Annotated in this window: 17 protein-coding genes; 9 read left to right on the plus strand and 8 right to left on the minus strand. The window is 48.0% G+C overall.

Going from position 1 to position 14736, the window contains the following annotated elements; translation table 11 throughout:
* Positions 1 to 20: 20 nt before the first annotated feature.
* Entirely contained in the window at positions 21 to 335 is a 315-nt protein-coding gene (locus tag B5P39_RS02580) for a DUF3144 domain-containing protein (RefSeq protein WP_088210350.1), read from the minus strand.
* A 395-nt stretch (positions 336 to 730) separates the two neighbouring features.
* Here B5P39_RS02580 and B5P39_RS02585 point away from each other — a divergent pair, with 395 nt between their 5' ends.
* Both B5P39_RS02585 and ung read left to right on the plus strand, forming a co-directional pair.
* Entirely contained in the window at positions 731 to 1165 is a 435-nt protein-coding gene (locus B5P39_RS02585) for a hypothetical protein (RefSeq protein WP_088210351.1), read from the plus strand.
* 277 nt (positions 1166 to 1442) lie between these two features.
* On the plus strand, positions 1443 to 2108 hold the full coding sequence (gene ung, locus B5P39_RS02590; protein ID WP_088210352.1) for a uracil-DNA glycosylase: 666 nt from the start codon (positions 1443 to 1445) through the stop codon (positions 2106 to 2108).
* Between the two features lie 76 nt (positions 2109 to 2184).
* On the opposite strand, the gene ispB is transcribed toward ung, so the two are convergent.
* A complete protein-coding gene (gene ispB / locus B5P39_RS02595; protein ID WP_140418320.1) occupies positions 2185 to 3156 on the minus strand; it encodes an octaprenyl diphosphate synthase in 972 nt (323 codons plus the stop codon).
* A 273-nt stretch (positions 3157 to 3429) separates the two neighbouring features.
* Here ispB and rplU point away from each other — a divergent pair, with 273 nt between their 5' ends.
* The 7 genes from rplU to B5P39_RS02630 all read left to right on the plus strand — a co-directional run bounded on the left by rplU (position 3430) and on the right by B5P39_RS02630 (position 7769).
* Positions 3430 to 3741: a 50S ribosomal protein L21 gene (rplU, locus tag B5P39_RS02600; protein ID WP_011073451.1), complete on the plus strand. Its 312-nt coding sequence runs from the start codon at positions 3430 to 3432 to the stop codon at positions 3739 to 3741.
* Between the two features lie 14 nt (positions 3742 to 3755).
* On the plus strand, positions 3756 to 4010 hold the full coding sequence (gene rpmA / locus B5P39_RS02605; protein ID WP_007650346.1) for a 50S ribosomal protein L27: 255 nt from the start codon (positions 3756 to 3758) through the stop codon (positions 4008 to 4010).
* A 212-nt stretch (positions 4011 to 4222) separates the two neighbouring features.
* Positions 4223 to 5389 (plus strand): Obg family GTPase CgtA, encoded by a 1167-nt coding sequence (gene cgtA, locus B5P39_RS02610; protein WP_011621692.1) that lies wholly within the window; start codon positions 4223 to 4225, stop codon positions 5387 to 5389.
* A gap of 27 nt (positions 5390 to 5416) precedes the next feature.
* A complete protein-coding gene (locus tag B5P39_RS02615) occupies positions 5417 to 6178 on the plus strand; it encodes a threonine/serine exporter family protein (protein WP_011718036.1) in 762 nt (253 codons plus the stop codon).
* Entirely contained in the window at positions 6175 to 6648 is a 474-nt protein-coding gene (locus B5P39_RS02620) for a threonine/serine exporter family protein (RefSeq protein ID WP_011621694.1), read from the plus strand. The genes B5P39_RS02615 and B5P39_RS02620 overlap by 4 nt, the downstream gene beginning before the upstream one ends.
* A gap of 22 nt (positions 6649 to 6670) precedes the next feature.
* Positions 6671 to 7153 (plus strand): type 3 dihydrofolate reductase, encoded by a 483-nt coding sequence (gene folA / locus B5P39_RS02625; RefSeq protein ID WP_088210354.1) that lies wholly within the window; start codon positions 6671 to 6673, stop codon positions 7151 to 7153.
* A gap of 202 nt (positions 7154 to 7355) precedes the next feature.
* Positions 7356 to 7769 carry a DUF3718 domain-containing protein gene (locus B5P39_RS02630; protein WP_011621696.1) on the plus strand — a complete coding sequence of 138 codons (414 nt, stop codon included), beginning with the start codon at positions 7356 to 7358 and terminating at the stop codon, positions 7767 to 7769.
* 321 nt (positions 7770 to 8090) lie between these two features.
* Here B5P39_RS02630 and B5P39_RS02635 read toward each other — a convergent pair whose 3' ends face one another.
* The 6 genes from B5P39_RS02635 to surA form a co-directional block, all read right to left on the minus strand.
* A complete protein-coding gene (locus B5P39_RS02635) occupies positions 8091 to 10112 on the minus strand; it encodes a methyl-accepting chemotaxis protein (RefSeq protein ID WP_088210355.1) in 2022 nt (673 codons plus the stop codon).
* 96 nt (positions 10113 to 10208) lie between these two features.
* Entirely contained in the window at positions 10209 to 11033 is an 825-nt protein-coding gene (locus tag B5P39_RS02640) for a symmetrical bis(5'-nucleosyl)-tetraphosphatase (RefSeq protein WP_088210356.1), read from the minus strand.
* Positions 11034 to 11054: 21 nt separating this feature from the next.
* On the minus strand, positions 11055 to 11435 hold the full coding sequence (gene apaG, locus B5P39_RS02645) for a Co2+/Mg2+ efflux protein ApaG (RefSeq protein WP_088210357.1): 381 nt from the start codon (positions 11433 to 11435) through the stop codon (positions 11055 to 11057).
* 55 nt (positions 11436 to 11490) lie between these two features.
* The gene (gene rsmA, locus B5P39_RS02650) at positions 11491 to 12297 is read right to left on the minus strand and encodes a 16S rRNA (adenine(1518)-N(6)/adenine(1519)-N(6))-dimethyltransferase RsmA (protein WP_011627022.1); all 807 of its coding nucleotides are present in this window, start codon (positions 12295 to 12297) and stop codon (positions 11491 to 11493) included.
* Between the two features lie 14 nt (positions 12298 to 12311).
* On the minus strand, positions 12312 to 13298 hold the full coding sequence (pdxA, locus tag B5P39_RS02655; RefSeq protein WP_088210358.1) for a 4-hydroxythreonine-4-phosphate dehydrogenase PdxA: 987 nt from the start codon (positions 13296 to 13298) through the stop codon (positions 12312 to 12314).
* 6 nt (positions 13299 to 13304) lie between these two features.
* Complete coding sequence (surA, locus tag B5P39_RS02660) at positions 13305 to 14609, minus strand: peptidylprolyl isomerase SurA (protein ID WP_011718028.1); 1305 nt, start codon at positions 14607 to 14609, stop codon at positions 13305 to 13307.
* Between the last annotated feature and the right edge of the window lie 127 nt (positions 14610 to 14736).

Below are 14736 nucleotides of genomic sequence, written 5' to 3' on the forward strand. Positions count from 1 at the left end.
GCTTGGCCTATAGCGCATCATCAGCCTTTAAAAATTTGTACCGAGTCATCCATTGCAGCTTCTTCCTGCATAACGGGTGGATTGGCGATATGGTCGTCTAGGTTGTCGTTTAGCATTTCGCGGTATTCGGCGCTAAACCAGTCGAGCGCATTGTCTTTTTCAGCGCCTAAATCGGCAGATTTAATTGCGGCTTCAAAGGCGTTAAAACGGGCCGCGGCAAAACGCAGGGCAGTGCCGACTTTACCGACATCAGCTTCCTGCTGGCTTAGCTGATTGGCTAAGGCAATAAATTGATCGGCAAGTTCAAAAATCGTGGTGTTGCTGGTATCAGTCATAGCGCTTACTCAAAATAATTTATTGGTGGGCGATTCTATCCTAAATTCGGCCAGAAGGAATCGTTAACGCGTAACTATTGGGATCTACATCTGTTGTACTCAGCCTAATACTTAGCAGGTCATCCATCGATCAATTGCGGTTGGTTTGAATAATTGTTTGGTAGCATTATCTTTTATATCAATTGGTTATTAGTTGTCCACTCAAGGCAGTAGATGCACATCAGTTCCGTCATCGTGGTTTGGAACCTTGCCGATTTGGGATATTGATAGTCTGCCGAAGTAAAACCTTTGCATGGCTATGTGAGGGGAATAATATCCGATTTAGCCTCCTGTGAGGATTCATCTTCTGTTCAGTTAGCCACTCGCATACTGCTTCTATCAACAGGAGAACCGTCATGAAAGCAATTAAACTTACTCTGTCAGCCTTACTACTCGCTGCAGCTTCATCTTCGGCCATTGCGGCAGATGTCGGAGTGTCGATTAACATCGGCGATCCAAACTTTTACGGTCAGATCAATATTGGTAATTTTCCTCGTCCACAGGTGATTTACGAACAGCCTATTATCATCGAGCAGTCGCGGGTCGTGTATGAACCTATCTATCTGCACGTACCGCCAGGTCATGCGAAAAAATGGGGACGCTATTGTGCCTCCTATGGGGCCTGTGGTCGTCCGGTCTATTTTGTGCAAGATGGCTGGTATCGTGACGAATATGTCCCTCGCTACCGCACCTATAAACAGGATAAGCATCACCACAAACATTACGACAAACATGACCGCCGCAAAGATTGGGATGACGACCGTGGTCATGGTCACCGTGGTCGTGATTAACAAGGATTGTTTACACAAACGCCCCTATCAATGTAGTTGATGCTTAGCAGATCTATATGCGAGTCAAAGCGTCTAGGAGCCGCACTCGGCTTTACTCGATTGCACTCTCGCAATAAGGTAGGGATAGTAATCGATTGCCTTGTGCTAAAGGGCGGCGATGGATTTAGGTCATAATATGCTTGAGATATCTCAAGACTAGGGAATAAAAACCTGAGTTGGCTTGTCATGTTACGCTATCACTTTTAAGCTAACGGCATTCTAACCAGAGGAAAAGATTGTGACTGTGGCAACTTGGCAGGAATTTATCGATTATCAACGTGCTCAACCCTATTACCAGCAGTTGATTGCATTTGTGAATCAAGAGCGTGCGTCGGGTAAGGTGATTTATCCCCCCAAGGAGGATGTGTTCAACGCCTTTAAGACAACTCCCTTGGAAAAGGTGCGTGTGGTACTTATCGGCCAAGATCCCTACCATGGTCCCGACCAAGCCCACGGCCTGTGTTTCTCGGTTAAACGAGGCATTAAACCGCCACCATCGCTGGCCAATATGTATAAAGAGTTAGTGAACGATATTCCCGGTTTCCAAATCCCTAACCATGGCGATTTAACCCAATGGGCGGAGCAGGGGATCTTAATGCTCAATACCGTGCTGACGGTGGAGCAGGGGCAAGCTCATTCACACGCCAATGCGGGCTGGGAAACTTTTACCACTGAGGCATTAAAGCTGCTTAATGCGCAGGAGCAGCCGATTATTTTCGTACTCTGGGGCAGCCATGCCATCAAAAAAGGGGCGGTGATTACTGCGCCACAGCATCAAATTTTGTCGGGGCCGCATCCGTCACCGCTCTCAGCTTATCGCGGCTTCTTCGGTTGTGGGCATTTTTCTAAAGTGAACCAACTGCTGATGGCAAGGGGCGAAGCACCGATCCAATGGCAGGTTTAAGTTCACTTTGATAAAGAATGTTAAAAATAAAAAGGCCTTGCTAAGCAAGGCCTTTTTATGAGTTTATCGCAGCCAATTAGTGGTTGCGGTCAACTGAGATTTTTGCCAGCGAAATTAATGCGGTTTTGAAATCACTGTCGGGTAATACCGCCAGCGCTGCAATCGCCTTGTTGGATTCTTCAATGGCTTTTTGCTGAGTGTAAGTGAGCGCGCCGCAGTGATGCAGAGCGGCAACAATTTTCTCAATGGCGTGGGTGCCATCACCTTGCTCAATTGCTTGACGAATGAGTTGCTGCTCTTCTTCCGTTCCATGGGCAATGGCATAGATCAGCGGTAAGGTCGGCTTACCTTCGGCGAGGTCATCACCGATGTTTTTACCTAACTCTTCACTGTCGGCGGTGTAGTCGAGTAAATCATCTGTTAACTGGAAGGCAGTGCCTAAATATTTACCATAGTCGCCTAATGCGGCCTCTTGCTCAGGAGTCGCGCCGGCTAATACGGCAGCCAGTAAAGTAGCGGCTTCGAATAGCTTGGCGGTCTTACAATAGATCACCCGCATATAGCTTTCTTCTGTGGTATTTGGGTCATTACAGTTCATTAGCTGTAATACTTCCCCCTCGGCCAATACGTTGGTGGTATCGGCTAATACACGCAGTACGCGCATGCTGTCGAGTTCGGTCATCATTTGGAATGAGCGGGTATAAAGGAAGTCACCCACTAATACACTGGCGCTGTTACCAAAGAGTGCGTTGGCGGTTTCGCGGCCGCGTCTGAGGGTCGATTCATCGACCACATCATCGTGCAGTAATGAAGCGGTATGAATAAATTCAATAATCGCGGCAAGCTTAAGGTGAGCTTCACCTTGGCAGTCGACGGCGCGTGCTGCGAGGACGGACAGTAAAGGACGAAGACGTTTACCACCACCATTAATAATGTAGAAACCTAACTGGTTTATCAGGGCGACATCTGACTCCAGCTGTTTATAGATCAGCTGATTGACTGCTTGCATATCAGTGTCAGCCAGTTGACGAATAGCGTTTAAATCCATAATAGACTCTGGTTGTGGGGCCATTACGTACCCGGCCTCTATTTTAGGCTCACGTGTTATATAGAATGAATTTTACCTAAAATTCCGACATATGACAGTACTCACACTACTAATGTGCGAGTTATTCCGGCCTTTTTTTATTCTTTCCTAATTAGGGCTTGCCAGATAAGGATTCTTCGCGTAAACTCCGCGCCCATTGTCAATAAAGTTTTTGTAGCACCCTGCCTCCCATAGTGTGAGCCAGCGTGTTAGGAATATCGGAGTAAAATAGCTATGTACGCTGTTTTTCAAAGTGGTGGTAAACAACACCGTGTAGCCCCAGGCCACACAGTTCGTTTAGAAAAATTAGAAGTTGCTACTGGTTCAACTGTTGAATTCGATCAAGTATTACTGATCGCTGACGGTGAAAAAGTGCACGTTGGTGCTCCTTTAGTAGCTGGCGGTAAAGTCGTTGCTGAAGTAGTAAGTCATGGTCGTGGCGAGAAAGTAACTATCGTTAAGTTCCGTCGTCGTAAGCACCACGACAAGAAGTTGGGCCACCGTCAGTGGTTCACCGAAGTTAAAATTACTGCTATCAACGCATAATAGGAGTCTAACTCATGGCACATAAAAAAGCTGGCGGTTCTACTCGTAACGGCCGTGATTCAGAAAGTAAACGTCTTGGTGTTAAGCGCTTTGGCGGTGAATCAGTTCTAGCTGGTAACATTATCGTTCGTCAACGTGGTACTAAATTCCACGCTGGTGTAAACGTGGGTATTGGTCGTGACCACACTCTGTTTGCTCTGACTGACGGTAAAGTAAAATTCGAAGTTAAAGGTCCTAATAACCGTAAGTTTATTAGCATCGAAGCTTAATTTTCGAGTCTAGCTTATACTGTAAAGCCCCGCCATTGGTGGGGCTTTCTGTTTTTTATGCTTCTATTTACCTGCGTTTCTGGTGAGTTTGGTAAATCTTTATCAAATTGAGGGCGTTGGCTGGTAAGATTGGGAGCAAGTATCTCGAGTTTTTTGGCGACCGATGAAGTTAAACGGTATAATTCCTTCATTCAGTGATGCCAGGAGTAAGTATGAAGTTTGTCGATGAGGCAGTAATTAGGGTCGAAGCAGGCGACGGCGGTAGCGGTTGTGTGAGTTTCAGACGCGAAAAATATATCCCTGATGGTGGTCCTGATGGTGGTGATGGTGGCGATGGTGGCAGTGTCTATCTGCAGGCCGATGAAAACCACAACACCCTGATTGAATACCGATTTGAACGTTTTCACATGGCTGAGCGCGGTGAAAACGGTCGTGGCCGTGACTGTACCGGTCATAGCGGTAAAGATTTGATTTTAAAAGTGCCTGTGGGTACGCGTGCCATTGACGATGAAACCGAGGAAGTTCTCGGCGATTTAACCACCCATGGTCAAAAGCTATTAGTGGCTAAAGGCGGATTCCACGGCTTAGGCAACACGCGCTTTAAGAGCAGTACTAACCGTGCCCCACGTCAGAAGACCTTAGGTACTCCGGGTGAAGTCCGTAGCCTGAAATTAGAGCTGCTGTTATTAGCCGATGTTGGCTTGCTCGGTATGCCTAACGCGGGTAAATCGACCTTTATTCGTGCGGTATCACGTGCAACACCAAAGGTTGCCGATTACCCCTTCACGACGTTAGTGCCTAACCTAGGTGTGGTTAACCCTCGTCCTGGTCAAAGCTTTGTGATCGCCGATATTCCTGGTTTGATCGAAGGCGCGGCAGAAGGTGCAGGTTTAGGTATTCGCTTCTTAAAGCATTTAGAACGTTGCCGTATTCTGTTGCATATCATCGATATCGAGCCAATTGATGGCACAGATCCTGTGGATTCTGCCCGTGCGATCGTCGGTGAACTTGAAAAATATTCGCCAAAATTGGCAAGCAAGCCTCGTTGGTTAGTCTTTAACAAAGCGGATCTGCTGCTCGAAGACGAGCTAAAAGAGAAGGTCGCTCGCGTAGTTAAGGAATTAGGTTGGGAAGGTGATGTTTATACCATTTCTGCCTATAGCCGCGATGGCACTAAAGAGTTAGCCACCAAGCTGCTGGACTTCATCCAAAGTCTTCCACCGGAAGATAAAGATGCGAACCCAGATGCAGAGGTTGAGTTCAAGTGGGACAATTATCATCAAGCCAACATTGATGCGATCAATGAAGACTATGACGATGAATTCGACGATGACTTTGATGATGACGACTACGATGTAGAAGTGATCTACCAAAGATAATATCCCTATCTAAGTTTTGAGAGTCCCGTGTACGCAGATACTCAAAATGACATTACTCGGCAGGTTGTACGTGTCGCACAACTGCTACTGGCCTACGGTGCTGAATCTGATTTAGTTGAAGAAATCAGCCAGCGCCTAGGTCAGGCCTTAGGATTGGCAAGTGTTGAGCTTTCCATCTCCTCTAATTCCCTCGTGTTAACCAGTTTAGTGCATGGTCGCTGTATCACGACGACGCGTCGGATCCGCGAGCATGGCATCAATATGACCATAGTCTGCGAGTTACAGCGCATCTGTTTATTGACTGAAAAAGGTCTCTATGGTCCCAACGAAGTGCGTAAACGCCTAGCGCGGATTGAACCTAAGACCTATCCACCATATTTGGTGATCTTGATGATAGGCCTGTCCTGCGCAAGCTTCTGTCATCTATTTAATGGCGATGTCGCCGCTTCAATCATCACCTTTTTTGCCTCAGCAGTGGGGATGTCGGTGCGCCTTGCAATCGCCAAACGGCATTTTAATTTGCTGGTTAATTTTGCGGTGACGGCATTTGTCACAAGCTTATTGGCGCAGACGGGTTATGTGTTTAACTTGAGTGAGACCCCGCAGGCGGCCATGGCGGCCAGTGTGTTGATGTTGGTGCCGGGTTTTCCGATGATCAATGCGATTTCTGATATGGTCAAAGGCCATATGAACGTGGGGATTTCCCGCTGGGGCCATGCCACCTTGCTTACGGTGTCATCCGTTATCGGCATTACCATTGCTATGCAGCTAGGGGGGATCTTCCTATGATCGCCTTACTGTGGACGCTATTGCACGATGCCTTTTTCTCGGCAATTCCCGCTGTAGGCTTTGCCATGGTGTTTAACGTGCCGAAACGTTTCTTACCCTACTGCGCGCTTGCAGGCGCCATAGGGCATAGCTCACGCACGCTAATGTTGCAATTTGGCTTGCCTATCGAATGGGCGACCTTTGCCGCCGCGGCTCTAGTGGGGACTATCACTATCGGCTTTGCCAAGCGTCACCTCGCGCCGCCCTTGATGTATGCCGTTGCGGCGATTATCCCGATGATCCCTGGCACCTACGCCTTTAATACCGTAATAGCCCTAGTGCAATTAACTGCGCAGTCGCAGGTCAGCCAAGAGCTGACCGGACAAGTGATCAGTAACGGCTTAAAAACCGTGTTTATCTTAGGCGCACTGTCGGTGGGCCTTGCTTTACCGAGTCTGCTGTATTTTAGAACCCGCCCTGTTATTCAATAAAAACAATACCAAAGGAGTGCCCATGCGCATTGCTATGATAGCCGCGATGGCAAACAATCGAGTCATCGGAAAAGACAACAAAATGCCATGGCATCTGCCCGAAGATTTACGCCACTTTAAAGCCATGACCTTAGGCAAGCCTGTGGTGATGGGGCGTAAAACCTTCGAATCCATTGGTAGACCCCTTCCTGGACGCCACAATATTGTGATTTCCCGCCAAGCGGATTTGCAGATTGAAGGCGTGACCTGCGTGACCTCATTTGAAGACGCTAAACTGGCGGCGGGCGATTGTGAAGAGTTGGTCGTTATTGGTGGGGGGCAATTGTATCAACAATTATTACTTCAAGCCGACAGACTTTACCTGACGCAAATTAACTTAGAAGTTGAAGGCGATACCTTTTTCCCCGCATGGGACAGCGATAAATGGCAAGAAACCGAATCGCTCACTAGTATAAATGCTGATGGGCTGGAATATCGCTTTATCAATTTGGCAAAAAAATGTTAAATTACGTTGTTCTGTTGTGTACCCTGTGCGTATGGATTGTCAATATGTCTAAGGTATTAGATCCGATAGGCCTGACTTAGTTGAGATAGCGGTATTTTACGGCTTCCACACTAATGACTCCTAGGAGGCCAATATCCGCTAGAGATAGACGCAGCCCATATAAAACATAATAAAACTATAAGAAAGTATTAAGGAGTATCGGATGCGTCTTATGCCTGTAGCTTTGGCTGCACTAATCGGATTTAGCTATGTTTCTGTGCCAACCACGGCAAAAGCCGAAGCTGATCCACTTGTCGCGAGTATTTGTGATTACGTAAAAGCGAACGATAAAAACCGTCTACGTAAAAAACTAAAAGAAAGCCGTGTTAAGTTACGCCAAGTGTACAGCGGGATTAGCTGTGATGGTCAAAGCTTGTTGCGTACTGCCTATGCCGCGAATGCGAATGATGCCGGTGAGTTTGTGGCTAAACGTCTATCAGTTAACGAACTGAGCGTACCAGAAGCCGATGGCATGACGATTCAAGCGTGGGCCGAAGCGAATGGTCACGGTGCTAGCCCTATCACTGCTGCAGTGAAAGAGCGTTTAGGCGCTGCTGCCGGCGGTGAAGAAGAGTAATCATCTGTTCTATCATTTTTAGTGTGCTTTAACACAAGGAAAGAATGATGCTTAATTAAAATGCCGAACTGAGTTCGGCATTTTTTATGGGCGTCGTTTGTTAGTTTTTGCCAAATATCCTGTATTGATATTGCGTTGGATATTGACTGCCGAGTTTGAGTTTATTGCCTCTGCTATCTGCTCTAGCAGCGGGATAGCCTAAAAGCCTAAAAGCCTAAAAGCCTAAAAGCCTAAAAGCCAAGCGAAAGCACAATCACAATCACAATCACAATCCAAAGAAAAGGGCCGCAATCGCGACCCTGTTCATACCTGAGTGTTTGCTTACACTCTAAATTCACCGACAGAAGCTTGCAGCTCTTCGGCGAGTTTAGCCACTTGATGGCTCGATTGCGCGGTTTGATCGGCGCCAATCGCGGTTTCTTCCGAAATTGCTGCGATATGCTCAAGTTTCTCAGACACTTGCTGACTGACCACATTCTGCTCCTGCGCGGCATGGGCAATGTGCGTGCCCGCATCATAGGCTTTATGTACAGATTGGCTGATGGTCTCTAGCGCGAGGTTAGCTTGCTCTGTCTTATCGACACAGGCATTGGCTTGGGCACGGCCCATATCCATAGCGGCTACGGCTTGCTGTGCACCCTGTTGCAGCACTTCGATCATTTGCTGGATCTCGCGGGTCGAGACTTGAGTACGTGAGGCTAGGCTGCGTACTTCATCGGCCACGACCGCAAAGCCGCGGCCTTGCTCACCGGCGCGTGCCGCTTCAATCGCGGCGTTTAGTGCCAGCAGGTTAGTCTGCTCGGCAATGCCACGGATCACATCGAGAATTGAGCCGATAGAAGCACTATCCGATTGCACCTTGTTGATCACTTGGCCAGCCTTAGCGACTTCGTCTGCTAGGGCTAAAATGGTGCGCTTGTTCTCTTCGGCAATGGTGCGCATATGTTTGGCTTCTTGATCGGCCTGCTTGATCTGCGCCAGTGCATCATCGGCACTCATCGATACTTGTTGTGCACTCGAGCTTAATTCTGTGGTTGCGGTGGCTACTTGGTCGACCTGGCTCTTTTGCTCTTGGATACCCGAGGTGGTTTGCGCCGTGATAGCCGACGTTTGTTCCGCTGCTGCGGCTAACTGGTTAGAACGGTCCAAAATACCGACGATTAAGCCCCGTAGACTGTCGACTAAACGGTTACAGTTTTTCGCAAGCTCGGCAAATTCATCGTGGCCAGAATCATCTAATTTGTGGGTTAAGTTGCCTGAAGCTAATACATTCAGCGCGTTATTGACTTGATAGAGAGAGCGCTTTAACGGGGCCACAACGGCAAAGCTGATGATAATCGCGGCGACAATGGCGATTAGCACCACAATGATAGTGCGGATACTGGCGGCATCAATCTTAGCTATGGTTTCTTGGCTCATATTGGCCGCAACCGACTCGATGTTATTGCTCACATCTTCCATATTGCGATCGATGACTTTGACATCTTTCTCAATGGTCGCCAATTGATTCATGGCACTCTTGGCGTGATTCAATTGGGTCGCTTTCAACAGCACCATAGAATCAGGACCTTCGAGCAACGCGAGTACCTTTTTCGTGTCTTCATTGACGGATTTTAAGGTGTCAGCGTCAATTATGTCCTGCGCATGACGATTCACGTATTCGAGTTTGTTCTTGGTCTCGCTGAGGATGTAGTCGAGTTCTTTGGAAATGAGTTCATGTTTACTCATTTCTTCATTAGTCACTAAATCGGCAATGGTCGTGATGATATTACCCATGCTGGTATCGATAGCGCTGGCAGAGGCCGCGATACTCTGAGCGTCGGGGTTTTGGCTATTTTCTAAATCGATAATATCGAGCAAAACCGACGAGGCGTCATCGGCGGCATTTTCAAGCTTCTTCTTTAAGCCGATAAGCTGCTCTTGTTTGCTGAGGGCGGCTTCACGTTCAGTGAGCATGGCGAGACTATCGCGCTCGAAGGTCGAGAAGCTACCATCCAGTTGCGAGATCAATGCAGAAAGATTGGCTTGCCCTTGAACCAATTGCGTTAGATTGCTGATCTCGTTTTTAAACTGGGTGCCGTGGTCGTTAAAGACTTTACGGATATCGGGAATGTTCGAGGACTTTGGTGCGTGATAGGCGATCAGCACTTGGCGCTGTTGTTCACTCAGGGTTTCGGTTAAGTGGTTGGTCGCCTTTAGGGCTGGCAAGCTTAACTCTTGCATCATGGCCGAACTATCTTTGAGGCTAATGTTCGTCAGGTACGAGGTAAATCCTAACAACACAAGTAAAAGTGTAACAACACTAAACCCGCCAATGACTCGGGTGGCTACATTAACTTTCATAGGATACTCCGGTTATTATTATATTATTCCGAATGAAAAGATTATTAAATTCAGGGCATAGGGTACTGTCGTATATCGACCACTCTCGGGCTTAGTTTAACCCTTTTTTAACCTTTTTTGGGTAATTTTTTGGTCTTTTTCAAGATGCCATAGGGTTAGATATTCCCCCCAGCAACAGCCTGTGTCTAGTGCTTTTAGCTTAGGGTCGTTGACTTTACCCATCAATGCCGCCCAATGTCCAAACACTAAAGTGTGACTCTGGCGTAACGCAGAGGTAAATTCAAACCAAGGCCGTAGCTGTGGATTGTTACAGTCCTCTGGTGGCTGTTTACAGTCAAAGTCTAAATGGCCATCGACATACAGATAACGCATGCGGGTCAAGGCGTTGATACAAAAACGCAGGCGATTGATCCCTATAGCGCTAGGCTCCCACCGCTCGGCGGTATCGCTATACATTTGGCTTATCAGTGCGTCGAGGTAATCACTCTGCTTGAGGGCTTGGCTGACAAGTTGCGACTCTTGCCTTAACACCTCTAATGACCACTGTGGCGGCACACCGGCGTGGGTCATGATGAGCTTGTGCTCAGGTAATTCCCGCATCAACGGCTGTTGTCTCAGCCAGTCAATTAAACTGGTAATATCGGGTGCGTTTAATAGTGGCGTTAAGTTATCGCTGGTTTTATCCCGCTTGAGTTTGCCGTGCAGGGCGAGTAAATGCAGATCATGATTACCGAGGACGGTTTTGCCCGCATCGCCTAAGGATTGAAAAAAACGCAGTGTGGCTAATGAATCTGGCCCTCTGGCGACCAGATCGCCCACCGCCCAGAGTTCATCGCGGGATGGATTAAAGGCGACTTTAGCAAGTAATCGTTGAAGTTCGGCAAAACAGCCTTGGACATCACCAACAAAATAATGGGCCACAATATCCTTTCTATAATTAAATCAATGTAATAAACCGGGGAGTGCTAAGCGGAAGGGCTTAATCGTTGCCTTAAAGTGCTCGCCTGATTCGCTGACCATACCATAAGTGCCATACATAATGCCAAGGGGCGTATCGAGTACGGTACCGCTAGTATATTGATAGGCGGTATTGGGGGGGATGGTTGGGGTTTCGCCGACGACACCTGCGCCTTGCACTTCACTGATTTTGCCGTTGGCGTCAGTAATGATCCAGTGGCGTGTTTCGAGTTTGGCGGCTAGTTCACCGAGGTTGATGATGGTGATAGTGTAGCTAAAGAGGTATTTCTGATCCTCGGGCGAGGACTGTTGTTCAATGTACTCGGTTTTGACTTCGACTCGGATTGAGTCATCCAATGCGCTCATGCTGCTCCCTTGAATAAGATAGGGCACCCTAAAGTGCCCATCAAACTGATATTGCTTAAGCCTGCTTATCACACACCATATTCGCCATGGCGACATATTGCTCAACACTGATTTGCTCAGGGCGCAGATTGGGATCTATGCCTAATTGCTCAAACTCTTCATCGCTTAACACTTGCTTGAGGTTATTACGCAGTGTTTTACGGCGCATGTTAAAGGCTGTGGTGCACAGCTGGCGCAGTACATTCACATCCTTGCAGGGGAAAGGTTTTTCTGCATAGGGCAGTAAACGCACCACGGCAGAATCCACCTTTGGCGGTGGCGCAAAGCTATGGGGTGGCACTTCAAGTACCGGAACCACTTGGCAGAAGTACTGGGCCATCACCGTTAAGCGGCCATAGGCCTTGTTACCCGGGCTTGCCGATAAACGCAGCACCACTTCTTTTTGCAGCATAAAATGCATGGTTTCAATCTGCTCGGCAAACTCGAACAGATGGAACATCAAAGGCGTTGAAATGTTATAGGGTAAGTTACCAAACACTTTGAGTTTTTTACCCGGTACCACCAACTGGCTAAAGTCGAATTGCAGCGCATCGCCTTGGTGAATCGTGAGCTTATCCTTAAGTACAGGGTGATTCTGCAAGCGCTCAACCAGATCGCGGTCTAACTCGACAACGGTCAGGTTATCTATCGCCGTGGCGACAGGTTCGGTTAAGGCGCCAAGGCCGGGGCCGATTTCGACCATCACGTGGTCATTATCGGGGGCGATCGCACCCACAATGCGGTTAATCACATTGTCGTCGGTTAAGAAGTTTTGTCCGAAACGCTTTCTGGCCGTGTGGCCTAAATGTACTTTGCTACTCATTAATATCTAATCGTTTAGTTTTTTGAGGATAACTCAATGGCTTTATTCAAGGCGCAGACAAAACTGCCAATATCGGCTTTGCCAGTTCCCGCAAGATCGAGCGCCGTACCATGGTCAACCGAGGTACGGATATAAGGTAAACCTAAGGTAATGTTTACCGATTTGCCAAATCCCTGTGACTTTAGAACGGGTAAGCCTTGGTCATGGTACATGGCCAACACGACATCCGCGTCCTGTAAATATTTAGGTTGGAACAGGGTGTCGGCGGGTAGAGGGCCGACAATGTTCATTTGATATTCTTCACGCAGTTCATTCAGAGCCGGAATAATCACATCGATTTCTTCCCGGCCAAGATGGCCGTCTTCACCCGCGTGTGGGTTTAAGCCACAGACATAAATTTTAGGGGAAGCAATGGCAAACTTGCTGATAAGATCAGCGTGTAAAATCTTGATAATATGATGCAAACGCTGGCGCGTAATGGCTTTTGCCACATAGGCCAGTGGAATATGGGTGGTCACCAGTGCCACCTGTAAGCCTTGAGTCGCTAACATCATGACCACATCGGGGCAGTTGGCCTGATGGGCAAAAAACTCGGTATGGCCGCTAAAGGAAATCCCCGCTTGATTGATGATCCCTTTATGCACAGGGCCAGTAACCACGGCATCAAACTCGCCGCTCATGTTTTTCTCACCCGCATAACGCAGGGTTTCAACCACATAGGCACTGTTCTGCTCATCGAGCTGGCCGCAAACGGCGTCGGTCACTAGTTTGAAAGGCGCAATGGTGAGCGTGCCTGCTTCCTGCGGTTTAGGCGGTTGCTCGGGCAGGTAAGGGCGAAAAGTAACAGACAGGCCGAGTCGTTTTGCTCGGCCGGCTAATAATTCGGGATCCGCACAAACGACTAACTCAGCAGGCCAAGCCTGCTGAGCGAGTTGCACGACTAAATCGGGGCCGATACCCGCAGGTTCTCCGGGGGTAACGGCAATACGTTTAGTGGTCAATTTACCTTAACCTCGGTTTGACTCAGGCTGAAAGACTTCAATGTATGCGTCGGCACGCATTTCGTCTAGCCAGTTTTGCAGTTCTTCATTAAATTTGCGACGGAAGATCAGTTGGTGCGCACGGTTAGTATTAAATTGATCCGTGGCATCGGTTTTTCTGCGCTCTTCCAGCTGAGTGATATGCCAGCCGTGGGTAGTACGGAAAGGCTCACTGATTTGATCTGGGCTTAAGCTGTTAAGGGTTTGCGCAAATTCAGGCACATAAATACTTGGCTCTGCCCAGCCCAGTTCACCACCTTTAGTGGCTGAACCTGGATCTTCAGAGTATTGGCGGGCTAAATCTTCAAACTTGGCTTCGCCAGAGCGAATTTGCTTTAAGAACTGCTCTAACATGGCCTTAGCGCGGTCTTCCGACAGAATTGGCGATGGCTTGAGCAGGATATGACGTGCTCTGACTTCTTCAATTTCTTTGGTTTGTAAACCACGGGCATCCATGATCTTGATGATATGGAAACCTGCGCCACTCTTGATTGGGCCGATAATGTCGCCTTTCTTCGCGCCGTTGATGACTTCCGCAAACAGCGTTGGCATCTCGTTGATGTTCATGTAATCCCAGATACCGCCTTCCAGTGCTTTAGGACCCGATGAAGACGCGATGGCGGTGCGGCGGAAATCCTCACCACTCTTTAAACGCTCGAGTACGGCGTTCGCGCGCTTGCTGGAGGCTTCCAGTTGTTCACTGCTTGGGTTGTTCGGTACGTCAATCAGGATATGGCCGATTTGGTATTCGACGTCCTTCATGCCTTGCTCTTGGATCAGTTTTACTAGGCCGGTGATTTCCTGTGGTGACACTTGGATACGGCGTTGAACTTGGATACGTTGAATTTCACCTAGGGTGATTTCTTCACGCAGTTGCTCACGGTACTGGCTGAAGCTTAAGCCTTCGCTCTCGATTTTTTGCTGCATTTGCGCCACGGTCATTTTTTGCTCGCGGGCAATGTTTTCAATTGCTTGGTCTAGCTGTAAGTCACCGATATGCAGACCGATACGATCCGCCATCTGCAACTGCAAACGGGTGAGGATGAGTCGCTCGATAACCTGAGTACGCAGTGCACTGTCGGATGGCAACGATTGATTCGCGGCTCTCGCATTGGCTTTTACAGTGTCAATCATGTTGGTGATTTCACTTTCGAGCACAATACCGTCGTTGATTTGAACTGCAACACGGTCGATTGGCTGGGGAGCGGCCATAGTAGGCTGGCTGATAGCGAGTGCAAATAAAGCAAAAATCAGATGTTTACTGGGTTTCATCCACAAAATCCTTGGCACGTTCTAAGGTCAAATTCGACGGCTTATTTAAGTTAACTTTACCATTTATATCGAAATTACAGTGAGTTGCCTAAATGTTCTTTTGTTAGTAACTCTAAAAGCGTGCGTT

The organism is Shewanella sp. Shew256 (genome assembly GCF_002196695.1).
In the GTDB taxonomy this organism is placed as follows: Bacteria; Pseudomonadota; Gammaproteobacteria; order Enterobacterales; family Shewanellaceae; genus Shewanella; species Shewanella mangrovisoli.

Coding starts and splice junctions, on each gene's coding strand:
- B5P39_RS02580 (WP_088210350.1), bottom strand. CDS start 335: ATGACTGATACCAGCAACACCACGATTTTTGAACTTGCCGATCAATTT.
- B5P39_RS02585 (WP_088210351.1), top strand. CDS start 731: ATGAAAGCAATTAAACTTACTCTGTCAGCCTTACTACTCGCTGCAGCT.
- ispB (WP_140418320.1), bottom strand. CDS start 3,156: ATGGATTTAAACGCTATTCGTCAACTGGCTGACACTGATATGCAAGCA.
- rplU (WP_011073451.1), top strand. CDS start 3,430: ATGTACGCTGTTTTTCAAAGTGGTGGTAAACAACACCGTGTAGCCCCA.
- rpmA (WP_007650346.1), top strand. CDS start 3,756: ATGGCACATAAAAAAGCTGGCGGTTCTACTCGTAACGGCCGTGATTCA.
- cgtA (WP_011621692.1), top strand. CDS start 4,223: ATGAAGTTTGTCGATGAGGCAGTAATTAGGGTCGAAGCAGGCGACGGC.
- B5P39_RS02620 (WP_011621694.1), top strand. CDS start 6,175: ATGATCGCCTTACTGTGGACGCTATTGCACGATGCCTTTTTCTCGGCA.
- folA (WP_088210354.1), top strand. CDS start 6,671: ATGCGCATTGCTATGATAGCCGCGATGGCAAACAATCGAGTCATCGGA.
- B5P39_RS02630 (WP_011621696.1), top strand. CDS start 7,356: ATGCGTCTTATGCCTGTAGCTTTGGCTGCACTAATCGGATTTAGCTAT.
- B5P39_RS02635 (WP_088210355.1), bottom strand. CDS start 10,112: ATGAAAGTTAATGTAGCCACCCGAGTCATTGGCGGGTTTAGTGTTGTT.
- apaG (WP_088210357.1), bottom strand. CDS start 11,435: ATGAGCGCATTGGATGACTCAATCCGAGTCGAAGTCAAAACCGAGTAC.
- rsmA (WP_011627022.1), bottom strand. CDS start 12,297: ATGAGTAGCAAAGTACATTTAGGCCACACGGCCAGAAAGCGTTTCGGA.
- surA (WP_011718028.1), bottom strand. CDS start 14,609: ATGAAACCCAGTAAACATCTGATTTTTGCTTTATTTGCACTCGCTATC.